The sequence below is a fragment of the Nocardioides cavernaquae genome, assembly GCF_003600895.1.
In the GTDB taxonomy this organism is placed as follows: Bacteria; Actinomycetota; Actinomycetes; order Propionibacteriales; family Nocardioidaceae; genus Nocardioides; species Nocardioides cavernaquae.
On the sequence record NZ_QYRP01000002.1, the window covers coordinates 1,271,802 to 1,290,569 of the forward strand.

Below are 18,768 nucleotides of genomic sequence, written 5' to 3' on the forward strand. Positions count from 1 at the left end.
CCGGGTCGGGCGCATGATGGAACGGTGACTCCCACCCCGCTGCCGCTGACGGGCGAGATCTATCTCGACGCCCGCAGTCCGTCGCGCGCGCTGCGGGTCACCTGGCACCACGAGTCCGGCCTGGTCGTCCTCTCGCTGTGGCGCGAGAACGTCTGCACCGGCACGTTCCGGCTCGCCATCGACGAGGTGCCCGACCTGATCGACGTGCTGCGCGCCGGCCTCGACGCGTCGTACTCCGTCGCGGTCGAGCGACGACGGGCCGACCGGCTCTCCGACGCCGGCTGACGTCGTCCAGGGACTCGATCAGACACGCTAGCCAAATCTAGGGCTGCGACTAGATTGCTCGATACCGTTCAATCGTGGACCCGATCCGTAATCCCTATGCCCCCGGCGCCGGTCAGCGACCGCCCGAGCTGGCCGGTCGCGACGAGCAGCTCGGCGCGTTCGACGTCGTGCTCGAGCGGGTGTCGCGCGGGCGCCCCGAGCGGTCGCTGGTCCTCACCGGACTCCGCGGCGTGGGCAAGACCGTCCTGCTCAACGCGTTGCGCTCGGCTGCGGTCCGTCGCCAGTGGGGGACCGGCAAGCTGGAGGCGCGCCCCGACCAGGGCCTGCGCCGGCCGCTGAGCAGCGCGCTGCACCAGGCGATCCGGGAGCTCGGGCACCCCGAGCGCGAGCAGGTCGACCACGTCCTCGGCGTGCTCAAGGCGTTCGCCCAGCGCGATGCCGGGCCGAAGGCGACGCTCAAGGAGATGTGGAACCCCGGCATCGACGTCGCTGCCGCGCGTGGCCGTGCGGACTCGGGTGACATCGAGATCGACCTGGTCGAGCTCTTCACCGACATCGGCGGGCTCGCCCAGGACATGGGCCGCGGCATCGCGGTCTTCATCGACGAGATGCAGGACCTCGGCGCCGACGACGTGTCCGCGCTGTGCGCTGCCTGTCACGAGCTCAGCCAGTCCGGCCTGCCGTTGATCGTCGTGGGTGCCGGTCTGCCGCACCTGCCCGCGGTCCTGTCCGCGAGCAAGTCCTACTCCGAGCGGCTGTTCCGCTACCAGCGCATCGACCGTCTCTCTCGTGAGGCCGCGGACCGCGCCCTCACGGCCCCCGCCGAGGACGAGGACGCGGCCTACACAGATGACGCGCTTGCCGCGATGTACGCCGCAACGGGCGGCTACCCGTACTTCATCCAGGCCTACGGCAAGGCGGTCTGGGACCTCGCGCCACAGTCGCCGATCACCGCGGACGACGTGAAGGTGGCGGCACCGGAGGCCGAGGAGGAGCTGGCCGTCGGCTTCTTCGGATCCCGTTACGAGCGGGCGACGCCCGGTGAGAGGGAGTACCTCCGCGCGATGGCCGACGTCGCCGTCGAGATGGCCGTGACCGGTCAGGGTCGCATCGACGACATCGGCTCGGTGTCCACCGCGGACGTGGCGATCCAGCTCGCCAAGAAGCCGCAGTCGCTTTCGCCGGCGCGCGATGCGTTGCTGAAGAAGGGCCTGATCTACTCCGCCGAGCGGGGTTTGATCGCCTTCACGGTGCCCCACTTCGGACGGTATCTCCGCGACCACGCCTGACCCCCGTCGGACCAGGCGTGGTCGCGGTGATCAGTCAAGGTTGTCGGCCGCCTCGAACTGGTCCTTGAACTCGTCGAGGTCGATCTCGTCCGCGACGACGGTCTTGTCGCCGTTGTAGACGTCGCGGTCGATCTCGTCGGTGGCGTTGGCGACGAGCATCGCGACGACCGTGTCACCGTTGACGTTGAGGAACGTCCGGAAGATGCCGGTGAACCAGTCGACGGCGATGAGCAGGCCGACGGCCTCGAAGGGCAGGCCGAGCGAGGTGGCGAGGAACATCGCCACGACGGGGAACCCGCCGGGGACCGTGATCGTGCCGATGTTCAGCAGGATCGCGAGCACCATGGCGAGGACGATCTGGCCGATGCTGAGCTCGACCGCGCCCGCCTGGGCGAGGAACATCACGACGATCACGTAGTTCAGGACGGCGCCGCACGACCCCATGGTCATGCCGATGCTGAGCGTGAAGTTCGCGACCCGCTGGCTGACGCCGACCTTCTCGACGGTGTTGCGGAGCACCGTGGGGAAGGTGACCGCGGAGCTGGTCGTCGTCACGGCGACCACCGTCTGCTCCAGCAGCTTGGCCGGGAGCAGCAGCGGGTTGAGCCGGGTCACCACCGAGACGACCACGACGAACACGGCTGCCATGAGTACGACGCCGAGCAGTGTGGTGCCCAGGTAGGCGAGTGCAGTGGTGACCACCGAGAAGCCCACCGTGCCCGCGAGGTTGGCGAGCAGCGCGAACACGCCCAGCGGGGCGATGAACATGACGTACCGGATCATCGTCAGGACGACCTGCTGCACCTGCTCGGCGAAATCGAGCACGGTCCGGTTGCCGGACTTGGCCACGACGCTGTTGAGGGCGAGGCCGAAGAGCAACGAGAAGACGATGATCGGGACCATGGTCGCGGTCGACATCGATCCGATGATGTTGGTCGAGACGAACTCGGTCAGGGTGGCCTGCCAGCCGGCGACGGTCGAGGCGGATTCCTCGAGGGAGGGATCGAGATCACCCTCGAACGACATGCCGCTGCCGGGGGTGAGCAGCGTGCTGAGCACCCAGCCCAGTGTTGCCGCGACGACGGAGAACCCGAGGATCCACCCGAACGTGCGTCCCATCAGCTTGCCGGTGCCGCGCCCCGTCATGGCGCCGGTCGCGACGATGACCGACGACATCACCAGGGGCACGATCGCCATCTGGATCAGGCGGATGAAGATGTCTCCGATGAACTTGACGTTGCTGGCCCAGTCGCCGACGACCAGGCCGAAGATGATGCCTGTGACCGCGCCGGCTGCGATCTGCAGGGCGGGGCTTCTCAGGATTCTCATGAACCTTGCTCCTCCGAATGGGATGTGGCCCGGCGCAGGGTCGCCGGCCGGGCGGACAAGGGACGCTAGGTCCGGCACGCTGCGTGCCGATTTCCGAGCGGTTCGGGGCAGGTAACGGATCGCATATATGTTTCGCGGCGCTGATTTGAGGGCGCGGGGCGTCGGCGGATGCCATGATCCGTGGCATGCAGGTCGTTGCCCACCGCGGTGCCAGCGCCGAGAAGGCCGAGCACACGCTCGGTGCCTACCTCGCCGCGCTGGAGGCGGGAGCCGATGCACTCGAGTGCGATGTGCGGCTCACGGCCGACCAGCACCTGGTCTGCGTGCACGACCGGACACTCGCGCGCACAGCGGCGAACCCGGGCCTGGTCTCCACGATGGAGCTGCGTGATCTCGCCGAGCTGGACTTCGCAGCCTGGAAGCACCCGTGGTCCGAGCTGGATGACGAGGCCCCGGACATGGACCCGGAGCTCGGCAAGGTCCTGACCCTGCGCAAGCTGCTCGAGACCGTGGCCGACTACGACCGCCGGGTGGAGCTGGCGATCGAGACCAAGCACCCGACCCGGTTCGGCGGACTGGTCGAGCGCCGTCTGGTCGAGATGCTGGCGGAGTTCGGCTGGACCGGCCCCGATGCCCCGGTGCGGATCATGAGCTTCTCGTTCACGGCGCTCCAGCGCGTGCAGCGACTGGCGCCGGACCTGCCGTTGGTCATGCTCATGGACAAGGCCCACCACTGGCCGATGCTGCGCCGGCTGGTCGATCCGGACTGGATCATCGGCCCCGGCATCAAGGAGCTGAAGGCCCATCCCGGATTTGGACGGCGGCTGCACCAGAGCGGCCGCCGGATCCACGTGTGGACCGTCAACACCAAGGCCAACCTCGAGCTGTGCCAGTCGCTCGGAGTTGAGGCCGTTATTACGGACAAACCAGACACGATGTTGCGACTTCTGGGACGGAAGTGACCGCACATGTTGCGGTCGAGAGCGCCGTCAACTATCTTTTCATTGCCAGGTCGTTGTTGTATCCCCCGTCGACAACGACCTGGCTTTTTCTATTTCGGTATAGAACCGTTATTGAACCGTGATCTGAGGCGCCGGGGTGAGCGCTCAGGTCAGCAGCTCGGCCAGGGTCAGACCGGCCAGCAGCAGGCACATCCCGCCGCCGATGTAGTGCAGCGTGGCCAGCTGGATGCGGGCCAGCAGCCACCGGCCCAGCAGCACGGCCAGGCCACTCACGGCGAGCAGGCCGGCCAGGGCTCCGGCGAAGACGCTCAGCGGCTCGTCGTACTTCGCCGCGAGCGAGAGGATCAGCAGCTGCGAGAGGTCGCCCCACTCGGCCGCGAAGAGGACCAGGAAGCTGGTCAGCACTGCCGTGAGCGCTGAACGACGCCCCGCCTGACCCGATCCGGCCGCCTTGTCCGCGCGTGCGGCGAACTCCGCCTCGGTGGCCGCCTCCTCGCTGTCGGCGTTGCGGGCCTCGCGCAGCAGCAGGAACGCGCCGACCAGGAAGAGCACGGCGGCACCGATCCGGACCCAGGTGACCGGGAGCAGTGAGACGGCCTGTCCCAGTCCCACCGCGATCGCAGTCTGCAGCGCGAAGGCGATGCCGACGCCGAGCCAGACCAGCAGCGGCCGGAACCGGGTGCTCAGCACCAGGGTGGCGATGAACGTCTTGTCGGGGAGCTCCACGAGGAAGACGGTTCCGAAGGTGAGCGCAACGACGAGCAGGTCCATGGTGTGCGCAAGTGTATCGGGGCTCCTGGCCGGCGCCGGATCCCGAACCGGACGGCCCGTCCCGCGGGGCTAACCGGTCGCGCCCCGGCCCCGCACTAGGCTGCTCCCGTGCTGATCGTCGCCGTTCTCGCCCTGGTCGTTGCCCTTGCTGCGCTCGCGATTGCGGTGTCCGCGCTTCGCCGTGGCGCTTCGACTGGTGGCGTTGCGGGCGGACCGGCCCCGCTTCCCGAGGACGTCCAGGGACTCCGCCAGGAGGTGGCGGCCCTTCGCGCCGAGGCTGGGTTCGCGCTCAAGCACCTCGCGGTCGTCCGCTACGACGCGTTCGGGGACATGGGCGGGCACCTGTCGTGGTCGCTCGCCGTGCTCGATGACGACGGCAACGGCGTCGTCCTGACCTCGATCCACGGCCGCAGCGAGGCACGCACCTACGCCAAGAGCGTCAGCGAGTGGAAGAGCGAGCAGCAGCTTTCGCCGGAAGAGGACGAGGCGCTCGGCGCCGCTCGCCCCTGACGCCTCCGCCGGACGTCATACGGATGGCGGAGCAACCTCGAGGCCTGCCGCGCGTCTGTATCTGTGACGGACGTTCCCCACCCGGGGAAGGGCAGACCATGGCGCACTGCGCCGCAGGGGGTATCTGATGGGCACTGTGCTCGCCAGCGACGAACTCGCTGACCTCTACGCCGCCCAGCGGCTCAGCCTGGTCAGACTCGCGGTCCTCCTCGTCGACGACCTCGCCTCGGCCGAGGACGTCGTGCAGGACGCGTTCGCTGCCTTCGCAGCCTACCCGGAGCTGCGCCACCGCGACGCAGCCGTGGGCTACCTGCGCACGGCGGTCGTCAACAGGTCCCGCTCGGCCCTGCGCCGACGGCGTACGGCGCGGACCTATGTCGCCCCGCACGACGCCGCACCCCCTGCTCCGGACGACCGCTACCTGCTCGCCGACGAGCACCGCGAGGTGCTCTCCGCCCTGGACCAGCTCGCCCCGCGACAGCGTGAGGTGCTGGTGCTCCGCTACTGGTCGGAGTTGTCCGAGGCCGAGATCGCCGAGGCGCTCGGGATCAGCCGTGGTGCCGTGAAGTCCACCGCCAGCCGCGCGATCGACGCGCTCGAGAAGATCCTGGAGGCCACGCGATGACGGGCACCGAAGACCGGCTGACCCAGGCGCTGCGCGCACGGACCGACCTGATCACGCACGACCGGTTGACTCCGGCCGCTCCGCCGGTTGCGGCCCGTCCGCGGTCGCCGTGGCGCCGCCCGGCCCTCTACGCCCTCGCGGCGGCCGCCTGCGCGGGAGCGATCGCGCTGCCCTTCGCGCTCAACATCGGCGACGGGCAGGAGCCGGGACCGGTTCAGCCCCCGACGACCACGGCCACGACCCCGGCGGCACCGTCGCCGACGAAGTCGGTCAACGCCACCGAAACGCCCAACCCGGCGCTGCCGCCGTTCGTGGACGAGAACGCGGCCGGGACGATCCTGCCCGGCGAAGCCGCTCGGCTCTCAGGCAACCGCTGGGACGTCGAGACGCTCGCCCTGGAGATGTCGGAGGGGGCTGACGTCCTGAGCGTCACGTGGGCGGATGGGGAAACCGCTGCGATCGACCTCCCGGACGAGGGTGAGTGGGTGCCGCAGGTGTCCACCACGCTCGTCACCGGCGACAACCCCGGAGTGCTCGTGACCTGGGAGCAGCAGGACGGCGCCGTCCAGCGGGTCTACAGCACGGCCGGGCGTCGGCTGGCCGAGATCGTCCCGCAGAGTGCGTTCGGCCTGACCGCGAGTGAGGACGGCGGCAACCCACGCTCCGTCCTCGGCCTCGACGGCACGATCTACACACTCGTCGAGGCTGGTGGTCCGACGAAGGTGTACGTCTACGAGTGGAGCGCCGGAGACGACAACCTGCTGCTCGCCAACGAGGGGCGCAACGTCGGCACCTGGTGCCTGGTCAACGAAGCGGGAACCTGGGAGCCCTGCTGACGGCTCGGCACGCCAAACCTGGCGGCTCGGCACGCCAAACCTGGCGGCTCGGCGGGGTGGGGGTCAGCGGGGGACGCGGACCAGGAGTCGGCCGTGGACGGTCTCGCAGGTCAGCTCGCTGCCGGACGCGATGATGTCGCCGTCGATCTGGCGGGGTACGTCGACCGCGGAGCGCACGACGACCTTCGAGCCCGTGAAACGGGTGATGGTGGTGTCGCTGCGCTTCTGCTTCGTGAGGACGCGGACTGCGAGCGGGATCCAGCTGAGGAACTTCTTCGGGTAGAGGATCACCACGTCGAGCTGGCCGTCGTCGATCGAGGCGTTCGGGATCAGCGGCATGCCGCCCTGGAGGTAGCCGACGTTGCCCACGACGAGGGTGCGCGCGCGGTGCTTGGTGAACGGCCCGTCGTCGATGGAGACCTCGAGCTTCATCGTCGGGAACATCAGAGCCTTCAGCGCGGAGAGGACGTAGGCGATCCAGCCGACCTTCTTCTTGATGTCCTCGTTGACGCCCTCCATGATCGCGGCGTCGAAGCCCATGCCCGCCATCACCAGGAACGACGTCTCCTCGACGCCGTCGCCGGAGATGCGGACCATGTCGATCGCGCGGTCCTGGCCGTTGAGGGCCACGTCGATCGCGGAGCGGAAGTAGAGCGGCAGCGACAGGTTGCGGCCGAGCAGGTTGCCGGTGCCGGCAGGGACGATGCCGACCGGGATGCCGGTGCCGGCGAGCTCGGTGCAGACCTCGCGGACCGTGCCGTCGCCACCGCAGACCAGCACCAGGTCGGCGCCGTCGATGGCGGCCTGGTGGGCCTGGCCGGTGCCGGGGTCCTCGACCGTCGTGTAGTGCCACGTGGGCTCGGACCAGCCGGACTCGATCGCCATCTGGGTGACGACGCTGCGGAACTGGGACAGGTCCTCGACCTTGATCGGGTTGAGCACGACGGCGAGGTCGCGCTTGCCGTGCGGCACGCTCACCACGAGCGGGCGCGCCGACACGGCGTGACCACGCGGGATCGGTGAGTAGAGCGCGAGCACGACCAGCACCCAGAACCCGCCGAGGAGCATGCCTCCCGCGACGTCGGTCACGAAGTGGCGGCCGAGCAGGAGCCGGTCTGCGCCGATGGCCAGGACGGCCAGGAGCAACGCGGCGTACGCGAGCTTCCGCATGGGTGCCTTGCGCACCAGCATCGAGACCAGGACGGCGAGGCTGCCCAGGATGGACGCTGCCCAGGCAGCGTGGCCCGATGGGTAGGAACCGTTGTGCAGCAGGCGTTCTGCGATCTGCCACTCCGGGCGGTCACGGTCGAAGAGCGGCTTGAGGACCTGGACCGAGAGGATCGTCGCCGCGTTGACCAGCGCGAAGTAGACGCCCGCGCGAGGGTGCCCCTTCCACCACAGCAGCAGAGCGATGGCGACGGTGGCGAGCTCGGCGGCGAGCGTGCCGGTGGCGAGCTCGAACCAGCGCAGGCCGGTGATCACGTGGGCGTGGTCAGCCACGGCGTCCGCGAAAGGTCGCGACAGCGCGCGGTCCGCATCGAGGAGCGGGGACCATCCGGCGGTCACGAGGATGCCGAGGATCAGGAACAGGCCCGAGAGGGCGGCTGCCCAGCTCAGCAGCCACAGGCGGGGGCGATCGGTCACGGCGCTCAGTATGCAGGTCGGAGGCCCCGGAACCCTGCGGATGTGATGGGGCCCGCACGCGCCTATAGCCTGTGTCCATGATTGACCCGCGCATCCTCCGCGACGAACCCGACCGTGTCCGCGCCTCGCAGGCCAAGCGTGGACTCGACTCCGCCGTGGTCGACCTCGCGCTCGTGGCCGACGCCCGCCGGCGCGCTGCGATCGTCGAGTTCGAGGCCAAGCGGGCCGAGCAGAAGCAGATGGGCGCCCAGGTCGCGAAGGCGTCGGCCGAGGACCGTCCCGCGATCCTCGCGCGCACCAAGGAGGTCGCCGCCGAGGTCAAGGCGCTCGAGGAGGCCAACCGCGAGGCCGAGGCCGCCTGGGAGCAGGCGCTCAAGGCGATCCCCAACGTCACCGACGAGGCGACCCCGGCCGGCGGCGAGGACGACTCCGTCGTCATCGAGACCATCGGCACGCCGCGCGACTTCGCCGCCGAGGGCTTCGAGCCGCGCGACCACGTCGAGCTCGGCAAGCTGCTCGGTGCGATCGACCTCGACCGTGGCGCCAAGGTCTCCGGTTCGCGGTTCTACTTCCTGACCGGTGTCGGCGCGCAGCTGGAGTTCGCGCTGATCAACCTGGCGCTCGAGCAGGCCCGGCTGGCCGGCTTCACCCAGGTCATCGCACCGGCACTCGTGCGCGCCGAGGCCATGGCCGGCACCGGCTTCCTCGACCAGGTCGACGAGGGCGTCTACAAGGTCGATGACCTCTACCTCGTCGGGACCTCCGAGGTCCCGATGGCGGCGTACCACTCCGAGGAGATCCTCGACGCGGCCAAGCTGCCGCTGCGCTACGCGGCGTTCTCGTCCTGCTTCCGCAAGGAAGCCGGCTCGGCAGGCAAGGACACCAAGGGCATCATCCGGGTCCACCAGTTCGAGAAGGTCGAGATGTTCGTCTACACCTCGATCGAGGAGGCGCCGGCCGAGCACCAGCGTCTGCTCGAGTGGGAGAAGGCCTTCCTCGACAAGCTCGAGCTGGCCTACCAGGTGGTCGACATCGCGGCGGGTGACCTCGGGTCGTCCGCGGTGCGGAAGTTCGACTGCGAGGCGTGGATCCCGACCCAGGGCAAGTACCGCGAGCTCACCTCGACCTCCAACTGCACCGAGTTCCAGAGCCGTCGACTGAACATCCGCGAGCGCACCGACAAGGGCACGCGGCCGGTGGCGACGCTCAACGGCACGCTCACCGCAGTCACCCGCGCCATCGTGGCGATCCTCGAGACGCACCAGCAGGCCGACGGCTCGGTCCGTGTGCCCCAGGCGCTCGTCCCGTGGATGGGTGGCCTCGAGGTGCTCACCCCCATCGGATAGTCCCCGACAGGAGGACTGTTTGGCGGGCGAACAACAGTCCGCAGGTTGGGGACTATCCCGGTTGCCGGGGTCGCTAGTGTCGTGACTGTGGATCGGGTGGACGAGGGCTGGCGGCCGAAGCTGGTCGTGCTCGACATTGACGGCACCCTGCTCCAGTGGATCGAGGGGTCCGGGCAGACGCTCGAGGAGATCTCCCCGGCTGTCCGCGAAGCGGTTCACCGCGCGATGGACGCTGGCGCGCACGTCGTGCTCGCCTCCGGGCGATCGATGCACGGCATGACCCGGGTGATCGACCTCCTCGGCCTGCACCGCGGTGAGCGGTTGTGGGGCGTGGCCTCCAACGGCGCGGTGGTTTTCCGCTACCCGCCGGCCGAGGTGGTCTTCGAGGAGACCTTCGATGCCTCCGAGGCCGTGCGTGAGGTGCTCGCCGAGCACCCGACGGCGCTCGTTGCCGTCGAGGAACGCGGCATCGGCTACCGCGTGACCGGCGAGTTCCCGATCGGCGAGCTGAGCGGAGAGATGACGGTGACGACCGTCGACGAGCTCGTCGGGGAGCCGGTCAGCCGCGTGATCATCCGCGACCCGTCAGCGACGCCTGAGGACTTCGTGGCCCTCGGCCGCCGCCTGGGCCTGCACGGCACCGACTACGTCGTCGGCTGGACCGCCTGGATGGACCTGTCCCCGATCGGCGTCTCCAAGGCCTCAGGCCTGGCCCGCGTCGCGGCCGACCTGGGCGTCGGGGCGCACGACGCGCTCGCGATCGGCGACGGGCGCAACGACCTCGAGATGCTGCGCTGGGTGGCTCGCGGCGTAGCGATGGGGCAGGCGATCGACGAGGTCAGGGCCGTCGCCGACGACGTCACGGCCACCGTCGAGCAGGACGGCGTCGCCGTCGAGCTGGCCCGCTGGTTCTGACCGGCCGCCCGGGTCACCCCGGCCGCACGACACGCCGCGTGCCGGGGTGAGGGCTCAGCCGTAGTAGCGGGCCGTTGCGGTGGCCATGGTCGTCCGCAGCCCCCTCGTGGTCGCGAAGTCGGTCTGCAGCGACCGGTCGAGGGTGACCTGGCACGACGCCCCGGCGCAGGCCTGGAATGCGTTCCAGGCCTGGTCGAGCGCGCGCCGCGCGTCGGTGTACGCCGGGTCCCGGGCGACCGAGCGCAGCTGGTTCGGGTCGCGGTGGAGGTCGAAGAGCTCGCTCTCGCCGTTGCTGTAGCGAACGTAGAAGTACCCCGCCGTGCGGATGCCGATCGCGCTCCGCGGACCGCGCGTGAACCCGGGCCGGTCGTGGTCGTTGCGGATGCTCGGGATGAAGGACTCGTAGCCGACGGCCCGCGTCCAGCCCTCCTTCGCGCCGATGTCGGGGAGGAACGAGCGGCCGTCCGCGCCGGCCAGCTGCGCGCCCGCCCAGTCGAGCACCGTCGCGGAGAGGTCGACCGTGGTCACGGGGGAGACTTGCGAGGCACCAGCAGGGATGCCGGGACCTGCGATCAGCAGCGGCACGCGGTACGCCGGCTCGAAACCGATCACCTTGCCGCTCTGCCACCGGTGCTCGCCCTCCATGTAGCCGTTGTCGGAGGTGAACGCCACGACGGTCCTCGAGAGCTGTCCGCTCGCCTTGAGCTTCGCGAAGACCCGCGCCAGCTGGAGGTCCAGGACGTAGAGGGTCTCGGCCCGCTGGCGCGCCTCGGCGCGGATCGCGCGCCGTTCGCGGTCGCCGAGCTTCGGGCGCAGGCGGGTGATCCGCGCCTTGTCGGAGATGTCGGGCTCCGGCTGGCCGCTGGCCGGCACGCCCGGGCCGCGTGTGATCACGGAGTTGAACTTGCCCTTGACCCAGTTGGGGCGGGCCGGCGTCACGAGGTACGGGTCGTCGCGCTCGACCGGTCCACCGTGGTGCGGTGCCAGCGAGTTGATCTGGAGATACCAGGGCTTGCTGCTGCGGGTGAACCTGTCGAGCACCTTGATGCCCTCGTTGGCCAGCACCTTGGAGTTGTAGACGCCCTGGTGGCCCTCGAGCCGGCCGTTGTTGTTCACGGTCGTGTCGAAGTAGCGGTAGGTGCTGCCGGCGCGCGGGTCCGACTCGGGCAGCGACCCGGTCGAGTCCGGAGTCGCCCGCCAGTCCGTCCAGCCGTCCGGCACGAAGGTCGCCGGGTTGTGGTTGGGCGCTGCCTTCGGGCGCATCCGGCCGTAGCCGTTGAGGTACTTGCCGACGTACCCGGTCTGGTAACCGGCCGACTGCAGCGCCGTGGCGAGCGAGCGGCGGTCATCGAACGAGCCGTAGCCCCACGGGGCGTCGTGCCACCACACCTTGTGGTTGTGGGCGTACTTCCCGGTCAGGTACGACGTGCGGTTGGGGCAGCAGAGGGGAGTGGGGGCGAACATGTTGCGGAAGTCCGTGCCGCGCGACTGGATGAACTGGCGAACGTGCGGCATGTACTTCACGTCGTCGTGCCGCATGTCGTCGGTCATCACCAGCAGTACGTTCGGCTTCGTCCCGCTCGCGGCGGACTGTCCTGCCAGTCCCGCGGCGACCGCGCTGAGCTGCTGCGTGGCGGCCGGCCGGGCCTGGGTCTCCTGGTTCAACGCGCCCGCTGCGGGCACGGCGACCACGAGGGCCGCCAGGCCGGCCAGCAGCTTTGAGGTCCGCTTCATTGCGTCCCCTCCCGAGTCATCAAATGTATGTCGAGTAAGAAACTAGACTATGACGATGCGGTGACGCGAATCAGGGCAGCGTGTCGCTGCCCACAGCGTCAGTCGCCGTAGAACTCGCGGGTGCTCGTCTGCAGGCGGTTCCGGAGCTCGGTGGCCCGGTCTTCATCCGCGCTGAGGGAGGGCGGCAGGGCGATGTCGCAGTGCGCTCCCGCACAGTCATGGAACTTCCGCCAGGCGGCGTTGAGGTCACGGCGTACGTCGGCGTAGGCGGGGTCGTCGGCGCGTGACTCCATCTCGAGCGGATCGCGCTCGAGATCGAAGAGCTCCACCTCGCCGCTGCTGTACTTCACGTAGAAGTACTGCGCCGTGCGGATGCCGATGGCGGTCTGCGGCCCGTCGAAGCCGCGGACGTCGTGCAGGTTCGCGATGCTGGGCAGGTAGGACTCGTAGCCGATCGCTCGGGTCCAGCCGGACGATCCCTCGAGGTCGTCGACGAACGAGATGCCGTCAGCCTTGCGCAGGCGTGCGTCCGCCCAGTCGAGGATCGATGCCGTCAGGTCCACCGTGGTCACCGGATCGACCCGTTCACCGGCCGGCACGCCGGGTCCGGCGATCAGCAAAGGCACGCGGTAGGACGGTTCGAAGCCGATCACCTTGCCGCTGACCCAGCGGTGCTCGCCGAGCAGGTAGCCGTTGTCGGAGGTGAAGACGACGACCGTGTCGTCGTACTCGCCGGAGGCCTTGAGCTCGCGGAAGAGCCGGGCCAGGTGCCGGTCGAGGGCGAAGAGCGACTCGGCCCGCTGCCGGGCGGTCTCCCGGACCGCGTGCTGGGCTCCGGGGCCCGGATCACGGTGCCGCGACGTGATCTCGGCCTTGTCCGACACGTCGGCTTCGGGGCTCACCCCGTTGGGCGGGATGCCCGGCGCGCGCGGGATCTCGGCGTCGAAGCGGTCCTTCACCCAGTCCGGCCGCGCCGGGGTCTCCAGGAACGGGTCGTCCGGCTCAAAGGGCGCACCGTGGTGCGGCGCCAGCGAGTTGATCTGGAGGAACCAGGGCTCGGTGCCTCCCGCGAACCGGTCGAGCACGTCGATGCCCTCGTTCACCAGGACCTGCGAGCTGTACTCCCCCTGGTGCGGCTCGAGGGTGCCGTTCACGTTCACGGTGGTGTCGAAGTAGTCGTAGGTGCTGCCGGCCAGCGGGTCCCAGCTCGGCACCGGCACGGCGTCCGGCGTCGCGCGCCACTCGTCCCAGCCCGCCGGAACGTACGTCGACGGCGCGGCGCCGGGCGCTGCCTTCGGAGCTGCTATGCCGTAGCGGTTCAGGTACTTCCCGACGTATCCGGTGGAGTAGCCGGCGTGCTGCAGGGCACCGGCGAGGGTGCGGCTGTCGTCGAAGGAGCCGTAGCCCCACGGTTCTTCGTGCCACCAGACGCCGTGGTTGTGCGGGAACTCGCCGGTCAGGAACGAGGCACGGTTCGGGCAGCAGAGCGGCGTCGGCGCGAAGGAGTTGGTGAAGTCGGTGCCGCGGTCCGCGATGAACTCGCGGACGTGAGGGAGGTAGCGGAGCTCGTCGTACCTCATGTCATCGGTCATGACCATGAGCACGTTCGGCTGCCCCGCGCGCTCGACGGGTGGAACGGTGACCTCGCCGGGCGCCGGCCGCGCCGCTGGCTCCGGCGCGATCGCGACCTCCGGAGCGCCGCACGCCGCGAGCAACGGCAGGGCACAGACCAGTGCGGCTGCTCGCTGGAGCCGACTTCCCCTGCTGTTCACGCACTCCCCCTTGACCGCGAGAGCGTTTCACGCCGTGGGGGTCTCCCGTGGCGGAATTCCGGTATTCCCGGGGTGGGCTGGGGCACTAGGTTCGACCTCATGCCGAACCCGGGATCCGCACTCGTCGCGACGGACCTCGATGGCACCCTGCTGCACACCGACGGCACCGTCACGGCGTACACCCGCAGCGTCCTCGAGGCCCTCGATGCGCACGGCGTACCCGTCGTCTTCGTGACCGGTCGCCCGATCCGCTGGATGGACTCGCTGTGGGACGCGGTGGGCGGTCACGGGCTCGCGATCTGCTCCAACGGCGGCATCGTGTACGACGTCGCGCGCCACGAGGTCCGCAACGCGCTGACCATCGACCCGGACGTGTGCGTCCAGGTCGGCCGGATCCTGCGCAAGGCGATCCCGGGCACGACGTTCGCGCTCGAGAAGACCGGCGGGTTCGCGATCGAGGACACCTTCCGTCCCCGCGCCGGTGCGCCCCTCGACATCCACACCGGTTCGCTCGAGGAGATCGTCGACGGCTCGGTCGTGAAGCTGCTCGCCCACCACCACGAGCTTGCGCCCGAGGCGTTCTGGCACCTCGTCGAGGAGAACGTCGGCTCGCTCGTCACCACCACCTGGTCGTCGGTCGGTGCCCTCGTGGAGATGAGCGGCGCTGGCGTCACGAAGGCCAGCACGCTGGCCCGGCTGGCCAGCGAGCTCGGCGTCGCGCAGGCCGATGTCATCGCCTTCGGCGACATGCCCAACGACATCGACATGCTGCTGTGGGCCGGACGCGACTACGCGATGACCAACGCGCACCCGAGCGTCCGGCGCATCGCGAGCGCGCTCGCACCGCCGAACGACGAGGACGGTGTCGCGGTCACGCTCGCCGGCCTCTTCGACCTGCCGGTCTGACGCCGTCACCGCCCTGCGTGGGATGGTGGACCCGACACACACAGATCCAACACCGGAGGAGGAGTCCGATGCGGCGCCTGCTGCTCGCCCTGCTCGCGCTCGGGTTCCTGGTCGTGCCTGCCGTCCTGAGCGCGCCGGCCTCCGCGGCCGCCTGTGCTGCGGGACCGCTCCCGGCTGACCTTCGCGCCGCGAGTCTCGTGGTCACCGGCAAGGTCACCGCGATCGAGGCACTGGCCAATCGGCAGGTCTACTCCGTCACGGTCCTGCGGGTCTACCAGGGCCGTGCTCCGAAGACGATCACGGTGCAGGGACCCACTGCCGAACGCCCGTGCGCCCTCGCCCCCCAGGTCGGGCAGTCCTGGCTCCTGGTCAGCCAGGGTGCCGCCTCGACCCCGGTCGTCCGGGGTGACTGGGGTTCGCAGAAGCTGAGCGCCGAGGTCGCCGCCACGGTCGCCGACACGCTCGGGAGTGGCAAGGCCCCCAGCGCTGCGGCTGCGCCGGTCCCCGCCGACGTCGACCTCACGCGGGTCGATGACTCCCGACCCTACGGCTACTGGCAGCTGGCATTCCCGGGAGCAGTCCTCGTGGCCGGCGGGCTGCTGATCCTGCTGCTCGCCCGCGCCCTGGGTGGCCCGAAGGCCGCCTCGTCGGTGAACGCACGCCCATGATCCGCCGGGTGGCCGGTCTCGTCGGCGTCCTGGGCGTCCTGCTCAGCACGCTCGTGCTCCTGGGCACCGGTCCCGCCTTTGCCTGTTCCTGCGTTGCCGCGGACACGGCCGAGCACATCGCACAGGCGGACGTCGTCCTCACCGGTCAGGTGGCCTCCATCGACCGCGACCGCCAGCTCGCGACGTACTCCGTCCGCGCGGACCGGGTCTTCAAGGGCACCCTGCCCTCGGCTGACGTGGAGATCGGCACCAGCGCGCAGGCCAGCGCCTGCGGCGTCGACCTCCCCGAGTCCACCGAGGCGGTCTTCTTCGCGACCGGTTCCGGCGACGGGCTGCACATGAGCTCCTGCGGCGGCACGACGCTGCTGACCGCCGACCTCGTGGACGAGGTCACCGCGGTGCTTGGTGCCGGTCAGCCGGCCTCCCAGGCGACCGATCCTGCGGCAGGGGTGCCGGGTGACAAGGACGCGGCGACCGGGAGCAAAGCCTCGGACAGCGACGGCGAGCTCGCGCTGGCCGTCGGGGCGGGGATCCTGGCATTGGTGGCGGCCGCCGTCGCCGGTGTGGTCCTCACCCGCCGTCGCCGCGCCTGACCGCCCCGCCGGTGGCCGGCTAGAGATACATCCCGCCTGAGCCGCCGGGCGGCCCGGGCTCCGGCTGCTGGGGCCCCTCGTGCGAGCCGTGCGGAGCGCCGTGATGACCCTCGCCCGGGTGGAGGCCCGGCGGCAGCGCGCGGCGCATCTGCTCGAGCTGGGCGCGAGCGGCCATCTGCTGTGCGTAGATCGCGGTCTGGATGCCGTGGAAGAGTCCTTCGAGCCAGCCCACCAGCTGGGCCTGGGCGATGCGCAGCTCGGCCTCGGTCGGGGTGCCGCTCTCGAAGGGCTCGATCAGCCGGTCCAGCTCCTCGTCGAGCTCGGGAGCCAGTCCGGTCTTGAGCTCCTTGATCGAGGTCTCGAGGATGCCGGCGAGGCGCGCACGGCTGGCCTCGTCGAGGGGCGCGGACTTCACCTCTTCGAGCAGCTGCCGGATCATGCTGCCGATGCGCATGACCTTCGCCGGCTGCTCCACCAGGTCGGTGATGTTGCCGCCCTCGTCATCATCCGACGCGTTGCCGAGGATGATGACCTGCTCGTCCGGTGCCTGTCCGGATGCCTGCTCGCTCATGGCGCCCACCCTAGTCAGGCGGGCCCAGTCCGGTCAGCCGTCAGAGGGTGAGCAGGATCTTGCCGGTGTGCTCGCCCGAGTCGATCAGGCGGTGCGCCTCCGCTGCCTGCTCGAGCGGGAGCACGGCGTGGATGATCGGCACGACCTGTCCGTCCGCGACGAGCGGCCAGACGTTCTCGACGACGTCGGCACAGATCAGCGCCTTGTCCTCGGTGGGTCGTGAGCGCAGGGACGTGGCGTGCACCGACCCGCGCTTGCCGAGCAGCCGGGCGATGTCGAGCTCGCCCTTGACGCCGCCCTGCATGCCGATGATCACCAGCCGGCCCTCGGTGGCGAGCGCATCGACGTTGCGGCTGAGGTACTTCGCGCCCATGTTGTCCAGGATGACGTCGGCCCCGCGGCGCTCCTTCAGGACGGCGACGAAGTCCTCGTCGCGGTAGTTGATGGTCACGTCAGCGCCCAGCTGTGCGCACAGCGCGAGCTTCTCGGGCGATCCGGCGGTGGCGTACACCTCCGCGCCGAGCGCGCTGGCGATCTGGATGGCGAAGGTGCCGATGCCGCCGGCGCCGCCGTGCACCAGGAACCGCTCACCCGCTTCGAGGCCAGCCAGCATGAAGACGTTGGACCACACCGTGCACGCGACCTCGGGCAGCGCCGCGGCCTCCACGAGCCCGACGCCGGAAGGGATGGGCATGAGCTGGCCTGCAGGCACCACGACGTACGACGCGTAGCCGCCACCCGCGAGCAGCGCGCAGACCTCGTCGCCGACCTGCCACCCCGTGACGCCTTCTCCGAGCGCGGCCACCGTGCCGCTGCACTCGAGGCCGATGATGGCGGAGGCACCGCGCGGGGGCGGGTAGAAGCCCATCCGCTGCAGGACGTCCGCCCGGTTGACCGCGGTGGCGGCAACGCGCATCAGCACCTCGCCGGGTCCGGCCACCGGATCGGGCAGCTCGCGGATCTCGAGGACCTCAGGTCCTCCGGGCTCGATGGCTTCGACGGCACGCATGCCACGCAGGCTAGCCGGGAGGGTTCAGGCGTCCTCGAGGGTGTCGGCGGAGTGGTCGACCATGCTGTCGTCCGGCACCTCGACCTCGACCGCGACCTCCTCGGGGTCGGGTGCGCCGGCCGGCCGCTCCCAGCTCTCCGCCAGCAGGGTCGCGCGGGCGGCGAGCTGTTCGACGGTGACCTCGTCCGCGTCGGATGCGCCCGCGGCGTACCCGAGCAGGAAGGTCGTGATCGGCGCGGCCACCTTCGTCACCTGGTGTGAGGAGATCCGGGCGAGGTCGAGCACGAGCGCTTCGTCCACTTCCACCTCGACGTCGAGGACGTCGCAGAGTTCGTCGATCCAGTCGTGCAGGTTCACGCATCCCACATTGGTCCCGGTCGCGCCCGATGGCAAGGGGTATGCGGGTCAGGACTCGCGGAGGTCGCGCAGGTCCGCGAAGGTGTCGACGTCGCGGGTCTCGCCCTCCACGGCCGGGACCGCGGCGAGGTCCATGTCGCCGAGCAGCGTGCGCATCGACATGCCGAACTCGTCGCCGTACGCCGGACGCCTGGCCGCCACGACCTCGGTGTCGAGGACGTAGGCAAGGCTGCGCCGGCCGCTGCCGTCGACCAGCACCGCGCCGTCGCGGAGGTGGGCCGCGTCGCGGAGCCGGGCGATCGTGTCGAGGGTGACCCGGGGCATGTCGACGGCGAGTACGACGAGCTGCCGGGGCGGAGCGATGAACGCGTCGAGCCCGGCGAGGACACCAGCAGCGGGCCCGCCCAGCGGCGGGTCCTCGCGCGTGAACGTGACCGGCCGGTTGGTCGGCACCCACTCGCCGACGACCACGACCTCGCCGGCGTCCATGACGGCATCGAGTGCGTACTCCAGCAGGGTCCGGCCGTGGATCTCGATCGACGCCTTGTCGGCGCCGGCAAGCCGCACGGCCGTGCCGCCGGACAGGATGACGGCTCCGAGGGCGGTCGCTGGACGGTTGCTCACCTGACCAGTCTGGCAGTCTGGG

Annotated in this window: 20 protein-coding genes; 11 read left to right on the forward strand and 9 right to left on the reverse strand. The window is 70.1% G+C overall.

The window, feature by feature from the left end:
- Window positions 1-24 precede the first annotated feature (24 nt).
- Both D4739_RS06255 and D4739_RS06260 read left to right on the forward strand, forming a co-directional pair.
- Window positions 25-285 (forward strand): hypothetical protein, encoded by a 261-nt coding sequence (locus tag D4739_RS06255; protein WP_220699244.1) that lies wholly within the window; start codon window positions 25-27, stop codon window positions 283-285.
- A 74-nt stretch (window positions 286-359) separates the two neighbouring features.
- Complete coding sequence (locus D4739_RS06260) at window positions 360-1,574, forward strand: ATP-binding protein (RefSeq protein ID WP_120059768.1); 1,215 nt, start codon at window positions 360-362, stop codon at window positions 1,572-1,574.
- Window positions 1,575-1,604: 30 nt separating this feature from the next.
- Here D4739_RS06260 and D4739_RS06265 read toward each other — a convergent pair whose 3' ends face one another.
- The gene (locus D4739_RS06265; protein ID WP_120059769.1) at window positions 1,605-2,903 is read right to left on the reverse strand and encodes a dicarboxylate/amino acid:cation symporter; all 1,299 of its coding nucleotides are present in this window, start codon (window positions 2,901-2,903) and stop codon (window positions 1,605-1,607) included.
- A gap of 185 nt (window positions 2,904-3,088) precedes the next feature.
- On the opposite strand from D4739_RS06265, the gene D4739_RS06270 reads away from it, so the two are divergent.
- Complete coding sequence (locus D4739_RS06270; protein ID WP_220699245.1) at window positions 3,089-3,865, forward strand: glycerophosphodiester phosphodiesterase; 777 nt, start codon at window positions 3,089-3,091, stop codon at window positions 3,863-3,865.
- 144 nt (window positions 3,866-4,009) lie between these two features.
- Here D4739_RS06270 and D4739_RS06275 read toward each other — a convergent pair whose 3' ends face one another.
- Complete coding sequence (locus D4739_RS06275; protein ID WP_120059771.1) at window positions 4,010-4,636, reverse strand: TMEM165/GDT1 family protein; 627 nt, start codon at window positions 4,634-4,636, stop codon at window positions 4,010-4,012.
- A gap of 108 nt (window positions 4,637-4,744) precedes the next feature.
- Between D4739_RS06275 and D4739_RS06280 the strand changes: the two genes are divergently transcribed.
- The 3 genes from D4739_RS06280 to D4739_RS06290 all read left to right on the forward strand — a co-directional run bounded on the left by D4739_RS06280 (window position 4,745) and on the right by D4739_RS06290 (window position 6,607).
- Window positions 4,745-5,146: a DUF4446 family protein gene (locus tag D4739_RS06280; protein WP_238473542.1), complete on the forward strand. Its 402-nt coding sequence runs from the start codon at window positions 4,745-4,747 to the stop codon at window positions 5,144-5,146.
- Window positions 5,147-5,273: 127 nt separating this feature from the next.
- Complete coding sequence (locus D4739_RS06285; RefSeq protein WP_120059772.1) at window positions 5,274-5,771, forward strand: sigma-70 family RNA polymerase sigma factor; 498 nt, start codon at window positions 5,274-5,276, stop codon at window positions 5,769-5,771.
- On the forward strand, window positions 5,768-6,607 hold the full coding sequence (locus tag D4739_RS06290; protein WP_120059773.1) for a hypothetical protein: 840 nt from the start codon (window positions 5,768-5,770) through the stop codon (window positions 6,605-6,607). The genes D4739_RS06285 and D4739_RS06290 overlap by 4 nt, the downstream gene beginning before the upstream one ends.
- Before the next feature lie 63 nt (window positions 6,608-6,670).
- Here D4739_RS06290 and D4739_RS06295 read toward each other — a convergent pair whose 3' ends face one another.
- Window positions 6,671-8,251: a bifunctional phosphatase PAP2/diacylglycerol kinase family protein gene (locus tag D4739_RS06295; protein WP_120059774.1), complete on the reverse strand. Its 1,581-nt coding sequence runs from the start codon at window positions 8,249-8,251 to the stop codon at window positions 6,671-6,673.
- Between the two features lie 77 nt (window positions 8,252-8,328).
- Here D4739_RS06295 and serS point away from each other — a divergent pair, with 77 nt between their 5' ends.
- Both serS and D4739_RS06305 read left to right on the forward strand, forming a co-directional pair.
- Window positions 8,329-9,597 carry a serine--tRNA ligase gene (gene serS / locus D4739_RS06300; RefSeq protein WP_120061758.1) on the forward strand — a complete coding sequence of 423 codons (1,269 nt, stop codon included), beginning with the start codon at window positions 8,329-8,331 and terminating at the stop codon, window positions 9,595-9,597.
- An 87-nt stretch (window positions 9,598-9,684) separates the two neighbouring features.
- Window positions 9,685-10,512: an HAD family hydrolase gene (locus D4739_RS06305; protein ID WP_338016261.1), complete on the forward strand. Its 828-nt coding sequence runs from the start codon at window positions 9,685-9,687 to the stop codon at window positions 10,510-10,512.
- A 54-nt stretch (window positions 10,513-10,566) separates the two neighbouring features.
- Here D4739_RS06305 and D4739_RS06310 read toward each other — a convergent pair whose 3' ends face one another.
- Window positions 10,567-12,246 carry a sulfatase family protein gene (locus D4739_RS06310; RefSeq protein ID WP_120059776.1) on the reverse strand — a complete coding sequence of 560 codons (1,680 nt, stop codon included), beginning with the start codon at window positions 12,244-12,246 and terminating at the stop codon, window positions 10,567-10,569.
- A gap of 98 nt (window positions 12,247-12,344) precedes the next feature.
- Window positions 12,345-14,018 (reverse strand): sulfatase family protein, encoded by a 1,674-nt coding sequence (locus tag D4739_RS06315; RefSeq protein ID WP_147384830.1) that lies wholly within the window; start codon window positions 14,016-14,018, stop codon window positions 12,345-12,347.
- 99 nt (window positions 14,019-14,117) lie between these two features.
- Here D4739_RS06315 and D4739_RS06320 point away from each other — a divergent pair, with 99 nt between their 5' ends.
- The 3 genes from D4739_RS06320 (at window position 14,118) to D4739_RS06330 (ending at window position 16,185) form a co-directional block, all read left to right on the forward strand.
- Window positions 14,118-14,924: an HAD family hydrolase gene (locus D4739_RS06320; protein ID WP_120059778.1), complete on the forward strand. Its 807-nt coding sequence runs from the start codon at window positions 14,118-14,120 to the stop codon at window positions 14,922-14,924.
- A 68-nt stretch (window positions 14,925-14,992) separates the two neighbouring features.
- Window positions 14,993-15,592 carry a hypothetical protein gene (locus tag D4739_RS06325; RefSeq protein ID WP_120059779.1) on the forward strand — a complete coding sequence of 200 codons (600 nt, stop codon included), beginning with the start codon at window positions 14,993-14,995 and terminating at the stop codon, window positions 15,590-15,592.
- Complete coding sequence (locus D4739_RS06330; RefSeq protein ID WP_147384832.1) at window positions 15,589-16,185, forward strand: hypothetical protein; 597 nt, start codon at window positions 15,589-15,591, stop codon at window positions 16,183-16,185. Before D4739_RS06325 ends, D4739_RS06330 begins: the two co-directional genes overlap by 4 nt.
- A gap of 19 nt (window positions 16,186-16,204) precedes the next feature.
- On the opposite strand, the gene D4739_RS06335 is transcribed toward D4739_RS06330, so the two are convergent.
- The 4 genes from D4739_RS06335 to mobA are packed head-to-tail and all read right to left on the reverse strand — an operon-like array spanning window position 16,205 to window position 18,746.
- Complete coding sequence (locus D4739_RS06335; RefSeq protein ID WP_120059781.1) at window positions 16,205-16,756, reverse strand: bacterial proteasome activator family protein; 552 nt, start codon at window positions 16,754-16,756, stop codon at window positions 16,205-16,207.
- 40 nt (window positions 16,757-16,796) lie between these two features.
- Window positions 16,797-17,765: an NAD(P)H-quinone oxidoreductase gene (locus D4739_RS06340; protein WP_120059782.1), complete on the reverse strand. Its 969-nt coding sequence runs from the start codon at window positions 17,763-17,765 to the stop codon at window positions 16,797-16,799.
- A 24-nt stretch (window positions 17,766-17,789) separates the two neighbouring features.
- A complete protein-coding gene (locus tag D4739_RS06345) occupies window positions 17,790-18,122 on the reverse strand; it encodes a DUF6457 domain-containing protein (protein ID WP_120059783.1) in 333 nt (110 codons plus the stop codon).
- 48 nt (window positions 18,123-18,170) lie between these two features.
- Window positions 18,171-18,746, reverse strand: coding sequence for a molybdenum cofactor guanylyltransferase (gene mobA, locus D4739_RS06350; protein ID WP_238473543.1), 576 nt, complete (start codon window positions 18,744-18,746; stop codon window positions 18,171-18,173).
- Between the last annotated feature and the right edge of the window lie 22 nt (window positions 18,747-18,768).

Excerpts from the sequence above, each read along its gene's own strand:
- D4739_RS06290 (WP_120059773.1), top strand. The coding sequence starts at position 5,768 with ATGACGGGCACCGAAGACCGGCTGACCCAGGCGCTGCGCGCACGGACC.
- D4739_RS06275 (WP_120059771.1), bottom strand. The coding sequence starts at position 4,636 with ATGGACCTGCTCGTCGTTGCGCTCACCTTCGGAACCGTCTTCCTCGTG.
- D4739_RS06270 (WP_220699245.1), top strand. The coding sequence starts at position 3,089 with ATGCAGGTCGTTGCCCACCGCGGTGCCAGCGCCGAGAAGGCCGAGCAC.
- D4739_RS06310 (WP_120059776.1), bottom strand. The coding sequence starts at position 12,246 with ATGAAGCGGACCTCAAAGCTGCTGGCCGGCCTGGCGGCCCTCGTGGTC.
- D4739_RS06285 (WP_120059772.1), top strand. The coding sequence starts at position 5,274 with ATGGGCACTGTGCTCGCCAGCGACGAACTCGCTGACCTCTACGCCGCC.
- D4739_RS06340 (WP_120059782.1), bottom strand. The coding sequence starts at position 17,765 with ATGCGTGCCGTCGAAGCCATCGAGCCCGGAGGACCTGAGGTCCTCGAG.
- D4739_RS06330 (WP_147384832.1), top strand. The coding sequence starts at position 15,589 with ATGATCCGCCGGGTGGCCGGTCTCGTCGGCGTCCTGGGCGTCCTGCTC.
- D4739_RS06265 (WP_120059769.1), bottom strand. The coding sequence starts at position 2,903 with ATGAGAATCCTGAGAAGCCCCGCCCTGCAGATCGCAGCCGGCGCGGTC.
- D4739_RS06335 (WP_120059781.1), bottom strand. The coding sequence starts at position 16,756 with ATGAGCGAGCAGGCATCCGGACAGGCACCGGACGAGCAGGTCATCATC.
- D4739_RS06325 (WP_120059779.1), top strand. The coding sequence starts at position 14,993 with ATGCGGCGCCTGCTGCTCGCCCTGCTCGCGCTCGGGTTCCTGGTCGTG.
- D4739_RS06320 (WP_120059778.1), top strand. The coding sequence starts at position 14,118 with ATGCCGAACCCGGGATCCGCACTCGTCGCGACGGACCTCGATGGCACC.
- serS (WP_120061758.1), top strand. The coding sequence starts at position 8,329 with ATGATTGACCCGCGCATCCTCCGCGACGAACCCGACCGTGTCCGCGCC.